The 19,566-nt window shown below is 57.7% G+C and carries 22 protein-coding genes and 1 tRNA gene; 15 read left to right on the top strand and 8 right to left on the bottom strand.

All coding sequences use genetic code 11. The features are described from left to right. Nucleotides 1–5: 5 nt before the first annotated feature. The 3 genes from GOV38_RS02495 to GOV38_RS02505 form a co-directional block, all read right to left on the bottom strand. Nucleotides 6–647, bottom strand: a complete 642-nt coding sequence (locus GOV38_RS02495) for a 50S ribosomal protein L21 (RefSeq protein ID WP_171207502.1) — start codon at nucleotides 645–647, stop codon at nucleotides 6–8. 209 nt (nucleotides 648–856) lie between these two features. Then, nucleotides 857–1,660: a DUF2059 domain-containing protein gene (locus GOV38_RS02500; protein WP_171207503.1), complete on the bottom strand. Its 804-nt coding sequence runs from the start codon at nucleotides 1,658–1,660 to the stop codon at nucleotides 857–859. After that, on the bottom strand, nucleotides 1,660–2,502 hold the full coding sequence (locus GOV38_RS02505; RefSeq protein WP_171207504.1) for a DUF2059 domain-containing protein: 843 nt from the start codon (nucleotides 2,500–2,502) through the stop codon (nucleotides 1,660–1,662). Before GOV38_RS02505 ends, GOV38_RS02500 begins: the two co-directional genes overlap by 1 nt. 123 nt (nucleotides 2,503–2,625) lie before the next feature. On the opposite strand from GOV38_RS02505, the gene GOV38_RS02510 reads away from it, so the two are divergent. From GOV38_RS02510 to GOV38_RS02550, 9 genes are all read left to right on the top strand, one after another. Continuing rightward, nucleotides 2,626–2,715, top strand: a tRNA-Ser gene (locus GOV38_RS02510). A gap of 214 nt (nucleotides 2,716–2,929) precedes the next feature. Then, entirely contained in the window at nucleotides 2,930–3,487 is a 558-nt protein-coding gene (locus GOV38_RS02515; protein ID WP_171207505.1) for a hypothetical protein, read from the top strand. A gap of 167 nt (nucleotides 3,488–3,654) precedes the next feature. Continuing rightward, the gene (locus GOV38_RS02520) at nucleotides 3,655–4,683 is read left to right on the top strand and encodes a zinc-binding dehydrogenase (protein WP_171207506.1); all 1,029 of its coding nucleotides are present in this window, start codon (nucleotides 3,655–3,657) and stop codon (nucleotides 4,681–4,683) included. Nucleotides 4,684–4,725: 42 nt separating this feature from the next. Then, nucleotides 4,726–5,601 carry a branched-chain amino acid ABC transporter permease gene (locus GOV38_RS02525; RefSeq protein ID WP_171207507.1) on the top strand — a complete coding sequence of 292 codons (876 nt, stop codon included), beginning with the start codon at nucleotides 4,726–4,728 and terminating at the stop codon, nucleotides 5,599–5,601. A 4-nt stretch (nucleotides 5,602–5,605) separates the two neighbouring features. Continuing rightward, nucleotides 5,606–6,703: a branched-chain amino acid ABC transporter permease gene (locus tag GOV38_RS02530; protein ID WP_171207508.1), complete on the top strand. Its 1,098-nt coding sequence runs from the start codon at nucleotides 5,606–5,608 to the stop codon at nucleotides 6,701–6,703. Next, complete coding sequence (locus GOV38_RS02535) at nucleotides 6,700–7,464, top strand: ABC transporter ATP-binding protein (RefSeq protein WP_171207509.1); 765 nt, start codon at nucleotides 6,700–6,702, stop codon at nucleotides 7,462–7,464. The genes GOV38_RS02530 and GOV38_RS02535 overlap by 4 nt, the downstream gene beginning before the upstream one ends. After that, a complete protein-coding gene (locus GOV38_RS02540) occupies nucleotides 7,461–8,234 on the top strand; it encodes an ABC transporter ATP-binding protein (protein WP_171207510.1) in 774 nt (257 codons plus the stop codon). Before GOV38_RS02535 ends, GOV38_RS02540 begins: the two co-directional genes overlap by 4 nt. 5 nt (nucleotides 8,235–8,239) lie before the next feature. Continuing rightward, entirely contained in the window at nucleotides 8,240–10,123 is a 1,884-nt protein-coding gene (locus GOV38_RS02545) for a long-chain fatty acid--CoA ligase (protein WP_171207511.1), read from the top strand. A gap of 29 nt (nucleotides 10,124–10,152) precedes the next feature. After that, entirely contained in the window at nucleotides 10,153–11,304 is a 1,152-nt protein-coding gene (locus tag GOV38_RS02550) for an ABC transporter substrate-binding protein (RefSeq protein WP_171207512.1), read from the top strand. Between the two features lie 70 nt (nucleotides 11,305–11,374). On the opposite strand, the gene rpsI is transcribed toward GOV38_RS02550, so the two are convergent. Together rpsI and rplM are read right to left on the bottom strand one after the other, a co-directional pair. Next, nucleotides 11,375–11,860 (bottom strand): 30S ribosomal protein S9, encoded by a 486-nt coding sequence (gene rpsI / locus GOV38_RS02555; protein ID WP_171098936.1) that lies wholly within the window; start codon nucleotides 11,858–11,860, stop codon nucleotides 11,375–11,377. Between the two features lie 6 nt (nucleotides 11,861–11,866). Further along, on the bottom strand, nucleotides 11,867–12,325 hold the full coding sequence (gene rplM, locus GOV38_RS02560) for a 50S ribosomal protein L13 (RefSeq protein WP_171098934.1): 459 nt from the start codon (nucleotides 12,323–12,325) through the stop codon (nucleotides 11,867–11,869). Between the two features lie 239 nt (nucleotides 12,326–12,564). Here rplM and GOV38_RS02565 point away from each other — a divergent pair, with 239 nt between their 5' ends. Further along, the gene (locus GOV38_RS02565; protein ID WP_171207513.1) at nucleotides 12,565–12,930 is read left to right on the top strand and encodes a nuclear transport factor 2 family protein; all 366 of its coding nucleotides are present in this window, start codon (nucleotides 12,565–12,567) and stop codon (nucleotides 12,928–12,930) included. A gap of 2 nt (nucleotides 12,931–12,932) precedes the next feature. On the opposite strand, the gene GOV38_RS02570 is transcribed toward GOV38_RS02565, so the two are convergent. Continuing rightward, nucleotides 12,933–14,336, bottom strand: a complete 1,404-nt coding sequence (locus GOV38_RS02570) for a PLP-dependent aminotransferase family protein (protein ID WP_171207514.1) — start codon at nucleotides 14,334–14,336, stop codon at nucleotides 12,933–12,935. 100 nt (nucleotides 14,337–14,436) lie between these two features. On the opposite strand from GOV38_RS02570, the gene GOV38_RS02575 reads away from it, so the two are divergent. Further along, nucleotides 14,437–14,664, top strand: a complete 228-nt coding sequence (locus tag GOV38_RS02575; protein WP_171207515.1) for a DUF1127 domain-containing protein — start codon at nucleotides 14,437–14,439, stop codon at nucleotides 14,662–14,664. A gap of 60 nt (nucleotides 14,665–14,724) precedes the next feature. On the opposite strand, the gene GOV38_RS02580 is transcribed toward GOV38_RS02575, so the two are convergent. Then, nucleotides 14,725–15,168 (bottom strand): PaaI family thioesterase, encoded by a 444-nt coding sequence (locus tag GOV38_RS02580; protein ID WP_171207516.1) that lies wholly within the window; start codon nucleotides 15,166–15,168, stop codon nucleotides 14,725–14,727. Nucleotides 15,169–15,225: 57 nt separating this feature from the next. Between GOV38_RS02580 and GOV38_RS02585 the strand changes: the two genes are divergently transcribed. From GOV38_RS02585 to gluQRS, 4 genes are all read left to right on the top strand, one after another. Beyond that, on the top strand, nucleotides 15,226–16,011 hold the full coding sequence (locus GOV38_RS02585; protein ID WP_171207517.1) for an enoyl-CoA hydratase: 786 nt from the start codon (nucleotides 15,226–15,228) through the stop codon (nucleotides 16,009–16,011). A gap of 252 nt (nucleotides 16,012–16,263) precedes the next feature. Further along, nucleotides 16,264–17,604, top strand: a complete 1,341-nt coding sequence (gene trmFO, locus GOV38_RS02590) for a methylenetetrahydrofolate--tRNA-(uracil(54)-C(5))-methyltransferase (FADH(2)-oxidizing) TrmFO (protein ID WP_171207518.1) — start codon at nucleotides 16,264–16,266, stop codon at nucleotides 17,602–17,604. Between the two features lie 37 nt (nucleotides 17,605–17,641). Continuing rightward, entirely contained in the window at nucleotides 17,642–18,256 is a 615-nt protein-coding gene (locus GOV38_RS02595; RefSeq protein ID WP_171207519.1) for a class I SAM-dependent methyltransferase, read from the top strand. Continuing rightward, on the top strand, nucleotides 18,253–19,098 hold the full coding sequence (gluQRS, locus tag GOV38_RS02600; protein WP_171207520.1) for a tRNA glutamyl-Q(34) synthetase GluQRS: 846 nt from the start codon (nucleotides 18,253–18,255) through the stop codon (nucleotides 19,096–19,098). Before GOV38_RS02595 ends, gluQRS begins: the two co-directional genes overlap by 4 nt. Before the next feature lie 52 nt (nucleotides 19,099–19,150). Here the strand turns inward: gluQRS and hisI are convergent, their stop codons facing one another. Next, the gene (hisI, locus tag GOV38_RS02605; protein ID WP_171207521.1) at nucleotides 19,151–19,540 is read right to left on the bottom strand and encodes a phosphoribosyl-AMP cyclohydrolase; all 390 of its coding nucleotides are present in this window, start codon (nucleotides 19,538–19,540) and stop codon (nucleotides 19,151–19,153) included. Between the last annotated feature and the right edge of the window lie 26 nt (nucleotides 19,541–19,566).

Genomic DNA, 19,566 nt, shown 5'->3' on the forward strand with positions numbered 1-19,566 from the left:
TCTCCTTAGCCTTTAGCCAGTTCTTTGGCCTGTTCGATCCAGCCTTCACGCTCGATCCGGCCTTTGAACGACAGTTTCTCGTCCATAGCAGCAACGTCTTCTTCCGTCCATGCCGCAATCTGAGCAAATGTGGTCACGCCTGCGTCGAGAAGCTTTTTCTCAAGCGCGGGTCCAACGCCCGACAATTTCTTCAGATCGTCTGCACCCGCTTCAGCAGCGGCAGGCGCTTCGGCCTTTTCTGCTTTCTTGGGGGCCGCTTTCTTCGGAGCTGCGGCTTCGACAGCAGTGGCCGAGACCGAACCGGTTGCGGCTTTGACGCCCGACTTATCAGCGCCCGACGACAGAATGTCAGTGATCTTGACCAGTGTCAGCTTCTGACGGTGGCCAACGGTACGCTTCGAGCTGTGCTTACGACGGCGTTTGACGAATTTGATGACCTTGTCACCTTTGATCTGTTCGATCACTTCGGCCTGAACGCCTGCGCCTTCAACGAAAGGTGCACCAACAACCGGAGCGTCACCGCCCAGCATCAGAACATCGTTGAATTGAACTGTTTCACCTGCATCGGCAGCCAGCTTTTCAACACGGAGCATATCGCCCGCCTGAACCTTGTACTGCTTGCCGCCAGTCTTGAGGACCGCAAACATGCGTCTTTCCTTTTCCAAACCGCGTTCTGTGGTCCCCTTACGGGTGTTGTCGGCTTTCGCCACCTCGAACAGCGCGCCCTTTTCGGGCTGTGTGACTGACCTTTGGCCTAATGGCCGTGGGTCAAATAATAACGATACCCGGCGCGGAAAACCGGCCGGGATGCGCGCTTATCCAGAGATTGGAGGGTAAAGTCAACCCTAAATGGGTCTTACAGATCGGATGCGTTGATCTCTTTCGAAACGGCCGTTCCAAGCTGGTACCAGATGCCGTCGAATATGTCATCGAACCCTGCAAACAAGGCCCTGTTCAAAGCGCGCCCCGTCTCGGTCCGCGAAAAGGCGATGTTCTCACGCAGCTCGGCCTCACTCAGCGGACGGTAGGCCATCAGTAGGAAGGAATAGAGCCATTCTGTGGTTTCCGCTTTCGAAACTTCATCGTCCAGCAACCCCAGCAGAAAACTGTCACTGCTTGCAAAAGAGTCGCGACCCTCGGACAGACCGAGATAGAAGTTGTAATGCGCGCTCATCGAGCCTTGAACGTTCAGTTCAATCAGATTGTTCAGGCGGATGTACTCTTCGATCAGCCGATAGAACGGGCTGTCGCGGTCAGCGTCGCGATAAGAGGCAATCGCATAGTCTTCGATCTGCTCATCCCAGAAAGCACGCCGGGCCGCGTTTTCGAGGGTGACGATAGATTGCCCAAGTTCGGATTCGAAGAAAATCGCAGCCTTTTCGATCTGCGCATCGGTCATTTTTCGATCCAAAGCGGACGCGATTTGATCATGCAGGCGTGTTTCATCGAACAAAAGGTCGATCTGTTCCTCGTAATATTGCCCGGCCCGCCCGTTCAGCAGGGTTTCGTTCAGATCCTTTCCCTGCTCTAGCCCCTCGGCCCGGAGAATTTCCGCTACGTCTGCCAAGTGCATGGCTTTGGCCAAACGCTCAAGATTGTCACTGGCGGCCAGCGGCCCGGCCCAAAGCAGCGCAGCGATCAGTAAAGCGACAAGCCGCATCAGATATCTTGTGCCGGGCGCAGTTCGGCCATCCGTGTGGCAAGAACTTCGAACCGCATCGCCATGATTTCGTACTGGATCGCGTTCAGCAGTTCATAGACCTCTTGCATCAGCGGCTGTTCCAATGCGTCGACATAGGCATCAACATCGGCGTCAGAGAAATGCTGATAGGTATAGGCGGCACCGGCCAGGGCCGACAGTTGCAGCGACCGGCGCATCTCGCCCTCGTTCTGTCGCATCATCTCGCGCAGTTCATCGCCGCTTAGTTGCAGCTCGATCACGCCCGAGGCGCTTGCGGCCATCAAAAACCGCACTTGAATTTCCTGCAACGCCCGCAGAGACGTCCCGCTGGCATCCACCGCGCGGTTCATTCGTTTCAGGCTTTCCACCCGGTCCGAGCCTTGTTGAATCAGATCGGCCACGATCTTCTGCCCTTCCGTCTGAGTGGCTGCATCATCTTCTTGCATATGCGAGGCGTTTTCAGCCACGACCAGCCGCTGTCCCAGATCCGAGGCATAGAACTCGACCGCGTGGTTCAGGGCCTCGTCGCTCAGGGTTTGCTCTAGGATCGATACGGCAGTTTCATGCATCTCTTGCGTGTCGAACACTTCTTCGGTCAGGCGGGCCCAATCCGATCCGAACCCGTCGGGATCAATGCCAAGCATCTCGGGCGCCGAGGCAGAGGCCAGCGCGATGCTTTCCAAAGCAACGTCAAAGCCGGTGGTGGTCAGAAAGGCCTCGATCCTGTCCCGATTTGCGGCTGACACTGGAACGGTCAGAGCAAAAACTATGGCGCAGGTGAGCATAAAGGGCGAAAGCAGGTGGCGAGCAAGGTTTGTCATACTGGCAAGCTTAGGCCTATTCGGCTGGCTGGCAATGGAAAAACCCACAAAGGGAAATTTGGGGAATTTTCTGCTTGCGCCCCTGCCCGTTCCTCACTAAATCCCCCCCTCACAGACCCCCGCGGAGAGGTGCCGGAGTGGTCGAACGGGGCGGTCTCGAAAACCGTTGTGGGTGCAAGCCCACCCAGGGTTCGAATCCCTGTCTCTCCGCCATTCGATCAGCGCGAGTGCGCTGCGATTGTTTCAATAGCACGACAGTTTCAATATGCCGCGAGCGACATGGCGTGTTTTTGCCGCTGTGCTGTCGGGTGATCAGCAGACACTGGCCCAATTCGGAAATAGGGGTGCGGCGCATCGGTTTTCCCCTTTCGACTCGCTACTTTTGGGGCGATGGAACCCTCGCAACTCACCCCTAAGGAGCATTTCCATGTCACGCATACTTTTGATTGTCGCCATAGCCGCCATCGGCGCAGGCGCGTATTACTACCTGAACCAACCCGAACCGACACCGGCGGAAGAGCTTCAATCCGCAGCGCAGGACGCAGCTGAAGCTGCTGGGGAAGCGACCGAAGCTGCGCGCCAGGCGGTAAGCGACGCGCTGGACAGTGCCGTTGATCAGGCCACCGAGACCGCAGAGGCGGCGCAAAACGCTGTGACCAATACTGCAAATGCAGCAGCAGATCAGATCAGCGAAGGCGCGTCATCTGTTGGGACGCAGGTCGAAGACGCCGCAACCGAGGCAGGCGACCAAATTGCAGCGCTGTCGCAACAGGGTCAGGATCTGTTCAATTCGTGGATCGAAGACGGTACGCTGACAACGGGACAGTTCGACTATGACAGCATGGTCGCGTCGGTGCGGGACAGCGCATTGGCGCAAGAGATCAAGACCCAGGCGATTGTGATTTTGGATGAGATCAAAGCCTCACCCGAGACCTTGGTCACCAAGATGCAGGAGTTGCAGCAGCTTTTGACGCAACCGCAATAAAACACTTGGGCCGGCCCGTGTGGCCGGTCCTTGCCTTCAGGTCACGCGCTTGACCGGTTGACGCTCTGCAGCGCGTTTGTTTGACTCCTTCTCAACCTGTCCAACGTAACCGTCCGATATGATGTGCATCGGAGAGTGCGGTCACGTCAGAAACGAAGGATCACCCCATGACCACCCTGCCCGCTTCGATGTTTGCTGTTGTTCAAACCCATGACGGATATTCCGCTTCGGCTACCGGGCCAGTGATTGAGGATGCCTCCGATTGGTTGGCAGAGGCAGAGGTTCCCCTGCCTGAACCCGCGGCGGGTCAGGTTCTGATCCGGTTGCGGGCGGCCTCGGTCAACCCGTCAGACATTCATTTCATCAAGGGCGAATACGGGCAGCCCCGCGTCAAAGGCATGCCTGCCGGGTTTGAAGGCTGCGGTGATGTGGTCGCAGCCGGAGACGGCGCCGAAGGGCTGATCGGACAGCGCGTGGCCTTTGTGGCGGCAGGCTCGGGCGCTTGGGCGGAATATGTGGTGACACAGGCGATGATGTGCATCCCATTGCGCCCTGAGATCAGCGACGAAGACGGCGCGGCGCAGATCGTCAATCCGCTGACCGCAATGGCGATGGTCGATATTGCGCGCAATGCGGGCGACGCTTTTGTTGTTTCCGCCGCGACCAGTCAGCTTGGCAAGCTGATGTGCAGTCTTGGGCGCGATCTGGGTTTGAAACCCATCGCATTGGTACGTCGGGCCGAAGCCGCAGACACTCTGCGCGACCTCGGTGCCGCCAAAGTGCTGGTCACGACAGAAGATGACGTGGCGCAGAAATTCGCAGCCCTCAGCGCCACGCTAAAGCCCCGGGTGTTCCTGGATGCGGTGGCGGATCAGCTGTCCGAACAGATCTTCTGCGCCATGCCCAACGGCGCGCGTTGGGTCTGTTATGGGAAGCTCAGCACCGAGATGCCGCAATTGACCCAGATGGGTCAGTTGATCTTTCAGGGCAAGCAGATCGAGGGGTTCTGGCTCACCAAATGGATGATGTCCACGCCACCCGCAGATCAGATGCGTGTGGTGGGCGAAGTTCAGGCGCGGTTTGCCGATGGGCGCTGGAAAACCGATATCTCGGAACGTCTTGGACTGCGTGACGTTGTGTCAAATCTGGTCTCTGCACTGAAAAAGAGTGACGGCAAGGTGATAATCACGCCATAGTAGTCCCGAGGGCCGGGCAATCCGGCAAATGGGAGGAAAAATTTGGACAATGCGCAGCTGCTGATCAGCGGGCTGGCCAATGGCTGTGTCTATGGGCTGATCGCTCTTGGGTTTGTGCTGATTTACAAAGCGACCGAAGCGGTGAATTTCGCGCAGGGCGATTTCATGATGCTGGGTGCTTTCGTCACCATCGGGCTGACCAATACCGAATATATGGGTCTGCCTTTCTGGTTGGCGCTGCCGATTTCGTTGGGGATCATGGCGGTTTTCGGATATCTGGTCGACCGCCTGATCATTCGCCGCTTGTTTGGAGAAAGCCAGACAGCCGTGGTGATCCTGACCATTGCCATGGGTTTTGTGATCCGCTTTGTCGCGGGTCTGATCTGGGGGCACGAGCCGCACGCTTTGCAGAACCCTCTGGCGGGCAAGGATATTCGGTTTGGCGGTCTGGTGCTGGGGCTCGAGGACGTGGCGGTGATTGTTGTCACCGTGTTGCTGACCTGGAGCCTTTACGTCTTTTTCAACAAGACCAAGCTGGGCCTCGCCATGCAGGGTGCCTCGCAAAACCAGTTGGCGGCATACTACATGGGTATTCCAGTCAAGCGCGTTCAGGGTCTGATCTGGGCTCTGGCCGGAGTGGTTGCAGGGATCGCCGGGATCCTCTTTGCCGCCAAAGGCTCGGTTGATCCGACCACGGGCCTGCTGGGGATCAAAGCGTTTGCGGCGGCCGTCATCGGCGGGTTTGGCAGCCTGCCGGGTGCCTTGGCCGGAGGGCTGATCGTGGGTGTGATTGAGCCCTTTGCCAGCCGGTATATCGCTGCCGGATACAGCCAAATCGCGCCTTATGCCCTGCTGCTGGCCGTGTTGATCTTCCGCCCGCATGGCCTGTTCAGTCAGGTTCGGATCAAGAAGGTCTAACCCCATGCGGATCGTGTTCAAAACCGACTACATGCAAGATATCCGCCCCTGGAAGGATGGTTATCAACTCAGCCTCTATCTGATCCTGCTGGCGGCCGTGATCGCGGCCCCGTGGTGGCTGGACGACTTCTATCTGGGTGAGCTGACCAATGTTCTGATCTGGGCCATTGCCGGTCTTGGGTTGATGATCCTGACCGGTCATACGGGTCAGGCCAGTCTGGGCCATGCCGCCTTTTTGGCGGTTGGATGCTACGCCAATGTCGCTTTGATCGAAGCGGGTGTGCCCTTTCTGATCGCCTTCCCTGTTGCCGGGCTACTGACAGGAATTGCCGGAGTAACAGTGGCCATCCCTGCCCTGCGCCTGCACGGCATCTACCTGGCCATTTTCACGCTGGCCCTGTCCGTGCTGATGGACGACATCATCGTTCTGGCCGAACCAATCACCGGAGGCGTTGCGGGCAAATTCCTGGGCGGTGTCGATATTCTGGGCCTGACGGTCGATCGCTGGGGCACACCGGATCTGTTCTTCTGGCTGGTGCTGGCGGTCGCGGTGCTGGTGACGCTGGGCTATATCAACCTGCTGCGCACACCGCTGGGGCGCAGCTTCATCGCCGTGCGCGATTCCGAGGTGTCTGCACAAGCGATGGGGGTCGATATCTCACGCACCAAAACCATCTCGTTTGCGCTGTCTTGCGCCGTCACGGGATGGGCTGGGGCCTTGATGGGCATGTATGCCGGGGCGTTCAACAACGAGACCTTCAACGTCCTCATCTCGATCCAGCTGCTGATGATGATAGTGATCGGAGGGCTGGGATCAATCCACGGCGCGTTTCTGGGAGCCATCGTGATCGGGTTCCTGCCGCAATTCCTGTCGATCTCAAAGGAATACGTCGGTGCGGTATTCGGGGGCAGTACGGTTGCGATCCCCGGCTTGGAGTTTGGGATTTTCGGCATGATCCTGATTGCCTTCATCCTGTTTGAACCGATGGGCATGTATGGCCGCTGGCTGAAAATCCGCACCTGGTTCGAGCTGTTCCCCTTCTACCGCAAGGACATGTTCAAACGGCAGAAATCCTATCTCAAGACGGAGCGTCTGAGATGAGCCTGTTGGAGTTTGAAAACGTAACGCTCAAATTCGGCGGGCTGACTGCGGTGGATGATCTGTCCTTTTCAGTCGACGAAGGCGAGGTTTTTGCCATTGTCGGGCCCAACGGGGCCGGGAAGTCGACGGTCTTCAACCTGATCTCGCGGTTCTACGACCCGTTTGCGGGCCAGATCCGTTTTGACGGGCACGATCTTTTGACGGTCAAACCCTCAGGTGTGGCGGCGTTCGGCGTTGCGCGCACCTTTCAAAACATCGAACTCTTTGAGCACGCGACCGTATTGCAAAACCTTCTGGTCGGACGCCACCGGCATCGTCAAACCAACCTTATGCAGAACATCCTTTTCACACGCGCAGCCCGCAAGCAGGAGTTGGAGAACCGTGAAAAGGTTGAAGAGATCATAGATTTTCTGGATCTTCAGGCGTTTCGCGACAAGATGATCTCGGGCTTGCCTTACGGCGTGCGCAAGGTGGTCGAGGTGGCGCGGGCATTGGCCACTGACCCCAAGTTGCTGTTGCTCGATGAACCGGCCTCGGGGCTGTCGGTCGAGGAAACCACCGATATGCGGTGGTGGATCGACGACATAAGGCGGCAAATGGGGATCACCGTTTTGATGGTCGAGCACGACATGGGCCTGGTGTCTGGCGTGTCCGACCGTGTTCTGGCCATGGCAGATGGGGCGATGCTGGCGTTGGGCACGCCATCCGAAGTGCAGTCACACCCGGCAGTGGTCGAGGCCTATCTGGGGAAGGCCTCATGAGTGAGCCGATCCTTAAAATCCGCAATGTCGAAAGTTTCTATGGTCCGATCATGGCCATTCGTGGCGTGTCTCTGGATGTGCATCCCGGTCAGATCGTGTCGATCCTGGGCGCCAATGGCGCAGGCAAGACGACGCTGATGAAAACCGTCTCGGGCGTGATGGACCCTGAAAAGGGCACTATTACTTTTGACGGCACGCAGATACAGGGATCCGAGCCGCATAAGGTGGTGCAGCGTGGCATTGTGCATGTGCCCGAGGGCCGTGAAGTCTTTCCGTTGATGACTGTTGATGAAAACCTCAGCCTCGGGGCCTATACCCTGTCGGACAAGGCGCAGGTCGAGCGGGACCGAGAGTTGGTGTTCAGCTATTTCCCTGTCCTGAAAGAGCGCCGCACACAAGAGGCCGGAACCCTGTCCGGGGGGCAGCAACAGATGCTGGCGATTGGTCGTGGTTTGATGGGCAATCCGCGTATCATGCTGCTCGACGAGCCATCTTTGGGCCTTTCGCCCCTTTTGGTGCAAGAGATTTTCGACATCCTGAAACGCCTAAACGCCGAGCAGAACATGACCATGATGCTGGTCGAACAGAACGCCAACGCGGCGCTTGAGCTGGCCCATCATGGCTATGTGATGGAAGTGGGTCGCATCGTGATGGACGGAGCGGCAGAGGAGCTGCGGGCATCAGAGGACATTCAGAACTTCTATCTGGGTGTGCAGGAAGAAGGCAGTCGCGAGAACCGGCGCTGGAAGCGGAAAAAGACGTGGAGGTGACCGGGATGCATGACAGCTTGCCTGCGCAACAGCTGATCGATGGCGTGTCCTACAACGCCACCCCCGGTCAACGCCCGGTTTGCGTGGATGGCTGCACCACGATTGGTCAGTTGTTCCAGAAACGCTGCGCCGATCTGACCGATCGGACCGCCCATCGCGAAAAGGACTATGGCATCTGGAAACCCTATTCCTGGGGCGAATATTGGACCCACGCCAAATGGATCGGTCTGGCCCTGCGCAAGCTTGGATTGAAACGGGGTGAGGTCGTCTCAATCCTGTCTGAGGACCGTAAGGAATGGGCCTGGCTGGATATGGGGATCCAGGGCGTCGGCGGGATCGCATCGGGCATCTATACGACGGATTCGGCCAGCCAGCTGGAATACATCGTCAAAGACAGCGATAGCCGGTTCCTGATTGTTGAAGACGAAGAACAACTGGATAAGTTCCTGGCTGTGGAAGACGCCCTGCCCAACCTGTTGCGCGTAGTGATCCTGGAAGACGAAGGGCTGCACGATCTGAACCATCCGCGCTGCATGATGATCGATGATCTCTATGCTTTGGGCCAACAGGCCGATCTAGACGCACCGCAGGCGTTCGAGGATGAAATCGCCAGAACGACGCCGCAGGACACAGCGATCCTGGTCTATACCTCGGGTACAACGGGCATGCCCAAAGGCGCGATGGTCAGCAACGAAAACATCATGGCAAGCATTGAGGCGGGCGCGCATTCCCTGCCCAGTCAAGCAAGCGATGAACAGCTGTGCTTTCTGCCGCTGTGCCACATCCTGGAACGCGTTGTGTCGATCTACTTGCCTCTGGCGTCCAAAAGCACTGTGAACTTTGCCGAAAGCCCGGAAACGGTATTTGCCAACCTGCAAGAGGTCTCGCCCGCCACATTCACAGCCGTGCCCCGCGTGTGGGAGAAGATCTATTCACAGGTCCAGTTCATGGCCAAAGAAGCGACGCCCACGGGGCGCGCGGCCTTTGGATTGGCTGTGAAAGCGGGCCTCGCGCGGGCCGACTACATCTTGTCCGGCCAGCCGGTTCCTGCCGGTGTCGCAGCGCAGTTCTGGCTGTGGGATCGTCTGGTTCTGCGCAATCTGCGGCGGATGCTGGGCATGGACAAGCTCCGGCGTGGTGGATCAGGGGCAGCACCGATCTCACCGGATTTGCTGCGATGGTTTTGGGCCATCGGCGTTCCAATTGTCGAAGGGTTCGGCATGACCGAAACATCTGGTGTCGCCACGCTCAACACGCTGATCGACAACAAGCTGGGTACAATCGGCCGACCCGTCCCGGGCAATCAGTTGCGCATTGCGGAAGATGGCGAGATTCAGATCAAAGGCCTGAACATATTTCAGGGCTATTGGCGCAACAACGCCAAGACAGCCGAGACATTCACCGCAGACGGTTGGTTGCGTACCGGCGATATGGGCCATGTGGACGAAGACGGGTTTGTCACGATAACGGGGCGTCTCAAAGATATCATCATCACCGCAGGCGGTAAGAACGTCACCCCGGCTGAAATCGAAAGCCGGATGAAATTCAGCCCCTATGTCTCGGATGCAATTGTGATCGGGGATCGCCGCAAATACCTGACGGCGCTGATCATGATCGATCAGGAAAACGTCGAGAAATTTGCGCAGGAGCAAAAGATCCCCTTCTCAAACTTTGCCTCACTCTGTGCCGCCGACGAGGTGCGTAATCTGATCGCGTCCGAAGTTGCTCAGGTCAACACACATTTCGCGCGGGTCGAACAGATCAAGGATTTCCGCCTGATCGACGTATTGCTCACCGCCGATGACGACGAACTGACCGCCACAATGAAGCTCAAGCGGAGCTTGGTGGAAAAGAACAACGCAGAATTGATCGAAACCATGTACGATTAATCAGGGCTTTGCCCAACGGGAGGAGAAACATGAAAAACATCATTTCAGGATTGGCCATTGCAGGAGCTATGACAACGGCGGGCTGGGCACAGACGCAAGGCGTCACCGACGATGAAATCGTTATCGGCTCGGTCAATGACCTCAGCGGAATTTTCGCCGCCGTCGGCGTGCCAGCCACCAAAGGTGCCAATGTTGTGTTTGACCGGGTCAACGCCGCGGGCGGCGTGCACGGACGCCAGATCCGCTATGTGGTTGAAGACAACGGGTATCAAATGCCGCGCGCGATGCAGGGCTATAACAAGTTGCTGAACCGCGACAAGGTGTTTGCGATGCTGCAATCTCTGGGCACGCCGATGAATGTGGCGGGCTTTAACCTGCTGGATCCCAAAGGCATTCCCAACGTGGCCCCCCTGACCGCCGCGCGTCAGATGCTGCAAGAGCCGATGCGCAACAAGTTCACCTCGTTCTCCACCTATTACGATCAGGCGCGGATCGGTGTGAAATACCTGGCCGGAGAGTTCGGCTCGCAAACCGTTTGCACCATGTATCTGCCCACCGATTTCGGCGAAGAGATTCTGGACGGCAGCAAATCGGGCGCCGAAGAGGCTGGCATCAGTTTTGGAGCCGAAACCACCCATAAACCGGATGAGACCGATTTTGTCGGCTCGCTCAGCAAGCTCAAGGAAGAAGGCTGTGACATCGTCACCATGGCCTTGGGGGTGCGTCAGGCGATCACCGTTGTGGGCACGGCAAAGAAGATGGGGCTTGAGGACATGAAATTCCTGGGCACCTCGGCCAGTTTCCTGACCGTTGTGGCACAGGTCCCGGGCGGTGTGACGGATGGGTTCTATGCCGCGGCCTCATGGCTTGACCTCTGGGCCCGCGCCGAAGAACCCGCCCCCGCCGCGTTCATCGCTGAATACAAAGAAGCGACGGGCGAAGATCCGGTAGGCTTTGCAATGCTGGGCTATTCCGCTGCCGAGATGATGGTCAAAGCGCTGGAGGCCGCCGGGCCGGACCTGACCCATGACAGCTTTATTGAAGCAATGGAGTCGCTGGATTACATGGACGAGTTGGTGGGGAATCACATCACCTATGGCCCCGACGATCACCAGGGTGCTGACACGGTCTTTGTGAATGTCGTCGAAAACGGCGCGTGGAAACTGGTCTACGAAGAATAAGCACCGGACATAGCGCAACAAAAAAGGGCTCGCAAATGCGAGCCCTTTGAGTTTTTGCAGTTCGATGCGATTAACGCTTCGAGAACTGGAACGAACGACGCGCTTTGCGCTTACCGTATTTCTTACGTTCCACAACGCGGCTGTCGCGGGTCAGGAAGCCTGCGGCTTTCAGTGCACCACGCAGGTTGGGATCATAAAGCTGCAGCGCTTTCGAGATGCCGTGCTTGACCGCACCGGCCTGACCGGTCAGGCCACCGCCTTTGACGGTTGCGACAACGTCGAACTCACCTTCCACGCCGGCAACCTGGAACGGCTGGCGCAGGATCAGCTGCAGAACGGGGCGTGCGAAATACACGTCCTGGTCTTTGCCGTTCACGGTGACCTTGCCGGAACCTGGTTTGATCCAGACACGGGCAACAGCGTCTTTACGCTTGCCGGTGGCGTAGGAGCGGCCAAGTTCGTCACGCACGGGCTCACGTGCAATGACTTCTTCAGCCACGGTTTCAACGCCTGCGACGGCGCTCAGCTCTTCGAGAGTATTGATCTGATCAGCCATCGGTCATTAGCTCCGGGTGTTTTTCTTGTTCATGGATGCAACATCCAGAACTTCGGGCGCTTGCGCCTCGTGGGGATGCTCGGCACCGGCGTAAACGCGCAGGTTGGTCATCTGCTTGCGCGCCAGACGGTTGCCCGGCAGCATGCGCTTGACCGCCTGGGTCACGACACGCTCGGGATGCGCACCTTCAAGAATCTCTTGTTTGGTGCGCGATTTGATGCCGCCCGGATGGCCTGTGTGCCAATAGAAGTTTTCGTCGCGCTTCTTGCCGGTCATCTGGATTTTGTCAGCGTTGATCACGATGACATTGTCGCCCATGTCCATGTTCGGGGTGAACGACGCTTTGTGCTTGCCACGCAGGCGCATGGCGACGATCGAGGCAAGACGGCCCAGAACAACGCCCTCGGCGTCGATCAGGATCCATTTCTTGTCGATGTCTGCAGGTGTTGCAGAAAAGGTTTTCATGGCAGGATAGTCCTGTTTGATGTGAAAGACCGGCCTGATCGCAGACCGGTCCGAATTCGATGAGCGGTGTTTAGACTGTGTCACTTACCGCGTCAACAACAGCATTTCAGGAAAAAACGTTATAAAACAAAGTGATATAAAATAGGTATTATTTTACCCCAACAACAAGGGCCATTTTTGACCTGTGCCCTATCGCAGAACGTATAGTGGGACTGTGTTATCAGAAAAGGAGTGTTCTGGTGCAGGATTTGGATCAAACCATCTTGGACTACGGTGCCGCCTGGCAGGAGTTGGACGCTGACAACAGGATGCGTCTGTTGGAGCGGTGCTTTGAAGAGGATGGTCGATACGTGGATCCGACGGCGGACGTTAAAGGCCGCGAGGCTCTTTCAGTGCATATAGGTGAAGTTCTGAAGTCCTCCGGTGGGCGGGTCGAGATCACCACCAAACCCAGCGTTCACCATTATGTCGTCCATTTCAGATGGCACATGATCAACGCAGAGGGTCAGGAAATGGTCGCCGGTCACGACTTTGTTCGGCTTGGCACAGGAGGCAAGATCCAGCATCTTGCAGGTTTCTTCGGCGATCCCGCGCCGACGGATTGATGTTAAACGCTGATTTGCTCGGGCGGGTTGTCCAGCAGAACCCGCAATTTCAGCATCGCCTCTTCAAACCGTTCGAGTGATATATGGCCGTTCATGGCTATACGGACGGCGTTTGGCGCACGGCCATCGCGCAGAGCAAACTCGTCTGCCGAGCGCAACTGTATCCCTTCGCGCTCGGCAGCGCGACTGAAGGCTGCTGCGCGCCAACCCGCTGGCAGGTTCAGCCAGACAAAGGGCACATCCGGGGCCCAGTTGAGGTCAAAACCGCCTAATGCGTTTACCGTGATCCGCACATAGTCACCCATCTTCTTGCGCACATCCATGGCGATGCGTGGGGTGCGCGGGTCTGACAGCAGCAAGCGCGTCAATTCGGCCAGCGGCTGCGCCAATCCGAAATAGCCATATTCCGCCGACCGTCGCAGATCGACGCTGCGGTCGCGGGGTGCAATCGCAAAGCCGACACGCAACGCCGGGGTCAGGATTTTCGAAATCGACGACACGTGCCACCCCCGCTCGGGCGCCAAAGCGCGATAGCTGGGCTCGCGCGCTTCGCCCATGCGGTAACAATCGTCTTCGACAATTTGCAGATCGTGGCGGCGGGCCACTTCAACCACCTCTTTTCGGCGTTCAAGCGGTGTATGCACGCCGGTTGGGTTCTGAACCTCGGGCGACACGCAGACCGCCTGCGCACTGGTCTGGCGCAAGACGTGTTCCAGCGCTTTCGGATCAATGCCCCATTTGTCCATCTTGACCCCAATAACCTCGGCCCGCATCAGCTCTCCCGCACGGCGGAAGCCGGCATAAGACAGATCCTCGACCAGAACGACGGGCCGTGGCCCTCGCAAGATGGTCTGAAACACCAGGCACAAACCGTTCTGTCCGCCATGGGTCAGAACGATATCATCATGGGTCAGCGGACCCAGCGGCAAGTCCGACAGCCAGTCCACCACCGATTGCCGCATGGGCTGATAGGCATCACGCGTCGGATAATTCAGGAACAAGCCCGGGTCGGCATGCGAAACCTTTTGCAGACATTCGCGGATCAGCGCCACCTGTCCTGCATCTGGCAGGCGGGGGCTGAACAGGCTGACATTGGCATTGTACTTGTCGTCTCGCAGATGCAACTGCCGCGACCACACATCATCCAGGATCGGAGACTTTGGCGGGGCAACAAATGTACCCCTTCCAACTTCGGCGGATAAGAGCCCTTCATCGGTCAGTATCGTATACGCCCGCGCGACTGTGCCCGGAGTGATCTGCAGGCGATAGGCCAATTCACGCACGGGAGGCAGCTTAACGCCGACCTCCAGGGTTTTGTTTTCAATCGCTTTTCGAATTGTATCGGCGACCAATGCATATTTTGGTCCTTTTGTTTTCGGCAGTTCAGACGGCCAAATTGTATCCATTACAATTCTTCCTTTGATTTCGACACAATCCTGAATGTATCAGATACTTGTATCAAGGCAATTTACTTTGTGTCAATACAATTTGGAAAGGATACCTCCCATGACACGCGCAACGCACACACCCGCCCTCTTGTTGCTGACCGACAGCCCCCGGCTGCCGCTGATCGCAGCTCTGGCCGTGCAGTTTGCAGCGACGGTCACGAAATGGGAGCAGCGCCGCCGCAGCCGCGTCAATCTGGGCAAGCTGGATGACCGGTTGCTGCGCGATGTCGGCCTGACGCGGCGCCAGGCCTATGAACAATCTCGCCGGTATTTCTGGCTGAACTGACCCATCCCCAGTCCCGTTTTCGGGACCTCTTCCTGGCCGGGGCTTGCCCCCGGCCCTTTTTCATCCAAATGCCGCTGCGGCCGAGCCTTCGGGCGGGATGGAATAGGTCATGCTGGCGCGGGCCACGGGCTTGTCCGATCCTTCGGAAAATATCAGCACGTCCCCAACGGCAAGGCTGCGCCCAAGTTTCAGCAACTTGCAGTGGGCAATCATGTCCTTTGTGCCGTCCGGTTTGCGCAGAAAATCAAGAGAGCTGTTGGTAGTCACCGCCAAAGATTGCCGCCCTTTGCGCGCCAGAACCATCGCATAGACGCAGACATCCGCCAACCCAAACATCGACGGGCCCGACACGGTGCCGCCCGGACGCAGATGCCGCTCTTCCACGACAAGCCGCATGGTAATCTGATCTTCGCTCAGCGCCTCGACCACAAAATCCTGATGCACCTGTGGAAAGACCTGCGCCAGATATTCCGTCAATTCTTCTTTGTTCAGCGCCAATGACATACTTCCCCTCCGTGCCCTGCCGCCCTAGAGTTGGCCAACTGTCATGGGGAGGGCAAGATGGCAATTCTGGAACGTAGCGACACGGGGGCCATTGCCCACCTGACCTTGAATGCGCCCGAGCGTTTGAATGCACTCAGTGATGAGATGCTGGCGGCACTCCAAGACCAATTTGATGCGCTACAGAATGACGAATCGATTCGGGTGGTCATCTTGTCCGGTGCGGGCAAAGCCTTTTGTGCCGGGCATGATTTGAAGCAAATGACACAAGGTCGTCAGGCCGAAGATGGCGGTAAGGCCTATTTTCAGGATCTGTTCGACCGCTGCGCTCGCATGATGCTGTCGATCCAGTCTCTGCCCCAGCCGGTAATTGCGCGCGTTCATGGCATTGCGACGGCCGCAGGATGTCAATTGGTGGCCACCTGTGACCTGGCTGTGGCCGCCGAAGGCACGCGGTTTGGCGTCAATGGGGTGAACATCGGTCTCTTTTGCTCGACACCGATGGTGGCGCTCAGCCGAAATATCCCTAGAAAACAAGCATTTGAGATGTTGACGACCGGTGAATTCATATCTGCAGAACGCGCAGCTGAGCTGGGTTTGATCAACCGAGTTGTGCCAGAATTGCTACTTGAGCACGAAACCGAAGCACTGGCCAAACAACTGGAAGGCAAGCTTGGCGCGGCTGTGAAGATCGGAAAGCGGGCATTTTATGAGCAGATTCATATGCCTGTGGATCAGGCCTATGCCCATACCGCCGAGGTAATGGCACAGAATATGATGCATCGCGACACCGAAGAAGGAATTTCTGCCTTTATTGAGAAGCGACCACCCAATTGGCGGCAATAAGGCAATGGTCTCTGATAATTTTAACGACTGTTCGCAATTTTTCCCTTCCCAAAAGGGCAACACTGTGGCACAGGTTAGTCAGGGCTAAGGCCCAAATATGCTTTTGGGTCGCCGTGGGCGGAAGGTCCCTCCAGCTGGTTTCTCTCACCGGCGCAGACATTCCCGCAGCGGCGACCCCAAAATCTCCCAAGTTTTCCAACACCTGAAAGACACGCGTTGCGCATGTTTGCGCCGTGCCCTATGTGGCAGCGCATGACACAGAAATTGCATATCGTTGGCGGCGGCATGGCCGGATCCGAGGCGGCCTGGCAAGCGGCAGAAATGGGTGTGGATGTTGTCATCCACGAAATGCGGCCCAAAGTTGGCACCTTTGCGCACCAAACTGGCAATCTGGCCGAGATGGTATGCTCGAATTCCTTCCGGTCCGACGATGATGAGCAGAACGCTGTTGGTCTGCTGCATTGGGAAATGCGCGCAGCCAACGGGTTGATCATGACCACTGCCGACGCGCATCGCCTGCCCGCTGGTGGCGCGCTGGCCGTGGATCGTGATCCGTTTGCGGAATCCGTCACCGCCAAACTGCACGCACATCCCAAAGTGACCGTGACCGGGGAAGAGGTCACCACCCTGCCCGAAGATGGGCATTGGATATTTGCCACCGGCCCCCTGACCTCGCCAGATCTGGGCGCGGCCATTCAGGCGGAAACCGGGGCTGAGGCGCTGGCCTTCTTCGATGCGATCGCTCCGATCGTCTATGCCGAAAGCATCGACATGAGCCAGGCCTGGATGCAGTCGCGCTATGATAAGGGTGAGACCGAGGAAGAACGCACCGCCTATCTGAACTGCCCGATGGATCGTGATCAGTATGAGGCGTTCATCGATGCGCTGCTTGCAGCTGACAAGACCGAATTCCACGAAGGCGAAACCGCAGGGTATTTCGACGGGTGCCTGCCCATCGAAGTAATGGCCGAACGTGGTCGCGAAACCTTGCGCCATGGTCCAATGAAGCCGGTGGGGCTGACCAATCCACATCAGCCGGATGTCAAACCTTACGCCGTGGTCCAGCTGCGCCGCGACAACGCCTTGGGCACACTGTTCAACATCGTGGGCTTTCAGACCAAGATGAAATACGGCGCGCAAACAGATGTATTCAGAACGATCCCTGGGCTGGAGAATGCAAGTTTTGCCCGCCTGGGCGGTATCCATCGCAACACGTTTCTGAACTCGCCAACACTCCTCGATGCGCAGATGCGTCTGAAATCCAAGCCTAACATCCGGTTCGCAGGTCAGATCACCGGTGTCGAAGGCTATGTCGAAAGTGCTGCCATGGGGCTGCTGGCCGGCCGGTTGGCGGCGGCTGAAATTCTGGGGAACTCCCTGCCTGATGTGCCCCAAGACAGCGCCATGGGTGCCTTGATCCACCACATCACTGGCGGCGCAGATGCCAAGACCTTTCAGCCGATGAACGTCAATTTCGGTCTGTTCCGCCCGGTTGATGGCCTCAAAGGCGGGCGGCGCGGGCGAAAGGATCGGTATAAGGCCTATACCGACCGCGCAAAACAGGAATGGACCAACTGGTTAAGCCAATGTTGACTGGACGTGGCAGGCAGGCTGCGCCTAACATGCGAGCATGAGCAAGAAGTTCCTCGACGACGCCTATAACCTGAATTCCTCTCAGGAAACGCAAGATCTTTATCAGGACTGGGCGGCCTCTTATGACGATGAGGTGGCCGAAAACGGCTATGCGACGCCGCGCCGTGTTGCGGCTGCGTTATGGGCGCATTTGCCAGAGCCACAGACCCCGATTCTGGACTATGGCTGTGGCACGGGCCTGTCGGGTTTGGCGCTGCACGAGACAGGTTTCCGTGTGCTCGATGGCATGGACCCGACACCAAAGATGTTAGAGGGCGCGCAGGCCAAGGGCGTTTATCGCAACCTAAAAGGGTTTGACATCGACGACCCGGCACCGCTGCAAAACGGCGCCTATTCCGTCATCGCCGCCATAGGGGTGATCGGAACGGGAGCCGCGCCGCCAGAAACCTTTGATCTGTTGATGAACGCCCTGCCCAAATCCGGAATTCTGGCCTTTTCCTTCAACGATCATACGCTAGATGATCCGGCCTTTACCTCTCGGCTGACAGATTGGGTCGACACCGGTGCGGCGCGCATTTTGTTTCGCGAAAGCGGGCCGCACCTGCCCCGCCAGAACCTGAATTCCGACGTCATCCTTCTTGAAAAAGCGTGACCTTCACCACCCGTTTTGCGCCATCCCCCACCGGTCCGCTGCATCTGGGCCATGCCTATTCGGCGTTGTTGGCCTCTGACATGGCCGCAGCACAGGGTGGCCAGTTTCTGCTGCGGATCGAGGATATTGACCAGTCCCGCGCGCGGGCGCAGTGGGAGGATCAGATATATGACGACCTGAGCTGGCTTGGCCTGCGCTGGCCTGCACCAGTGATGCGCCAATCAGACCGGTTGCCGCAGTATCGCGCGGCATTGGATCAGTTGATCCAGATGGGGGTGGTCTACCCCTGCAGCTGCAAACGCGCAGATATCGAGGCCGCAGCGGGTGCGCCGCAGGAAGGCGTTCCGCAATTTGGCCCCGATGGGCGCATCTATCCAGGCACCTGTCGTTACCGGGTGATGTCGTCTGCGCAACCAGATGACGTGTTGCGGCTGGATGTGGCCAAAGCCATCCAACGGGCGGATATGACGGGTTTCGCGGAAACGGGCGAGACCTATCACGGAGCGCATAAACTGGACCCTGATGCGCTGATCTCATCTGTCGGCGACATCATTCTGGTGCGCCGCAACATGGGCAGCTCTTACCACCTGTCTGTAGTGGTCGACGACGCCGCGCAGATGATCACCCATGTGGTACGCGGGGAGGACTTGTTTGAGGCCACGCAGATCCACGTATTGCTGCAAACCCTACTGGGCCTGCCTATCCCGATCTATCGCCACCACCGATTGATCCGGGACGACGCAGGTAAGCGCCTGGCCAAACGAGACGACGCGCGGGCGCTGATGAAATACAGGGCCGAAGGCGCTAGCCCTCTGGATATTCGCAAGATGGTGGGTCTCTGACCCGGCCATCATTTCAAAGATAGGTTCGCCGAAGGCGCGGCGCGCGCGTCATTCAGTGCATCGGAGCCATCAGCTCAACCTCATGCCCGTCACGTACGGCCGTGTAAAAGCACGACCGGCGATTGGTGTGGCAGGCCGGACCGGTCTGACGCACCACGACCAACAGGCAATCCCGGTCGCAATCCACACGAAAATCCACCAGTTCCTGCACATGGCCCGAGGATTCACCCTTGATCCAAAACGCCTGCCGCGACCGCGACCAATAGGTCACGCGCCCGGTCTCCAGCGTCCGCGACACCGCCTGCGCATTCATCCAGGCCATCATCAAAACCTCTCCGGTTTCTTCATCCTGCGCAATCGCAGGAATCAACCCGTCAGCGTTGAACTTAAGAGTGTTTGGATCAAACGTGATCGAGTCTGACATGAGAAAAACCTTTTGCATCCCAGGGTTGGGTCACTATGTATGAG

Origin of the sequence: Ruegeria sp. HKCCA5839, from assembly GCF_013035585.1 — a bacterium.
Classification (GTDB): domain Bacteria; phylum Pseudomonadota; class Alphaproteobacteria; order Rhodobacterales; family Rhodobacteraceae; genus Ruegeria.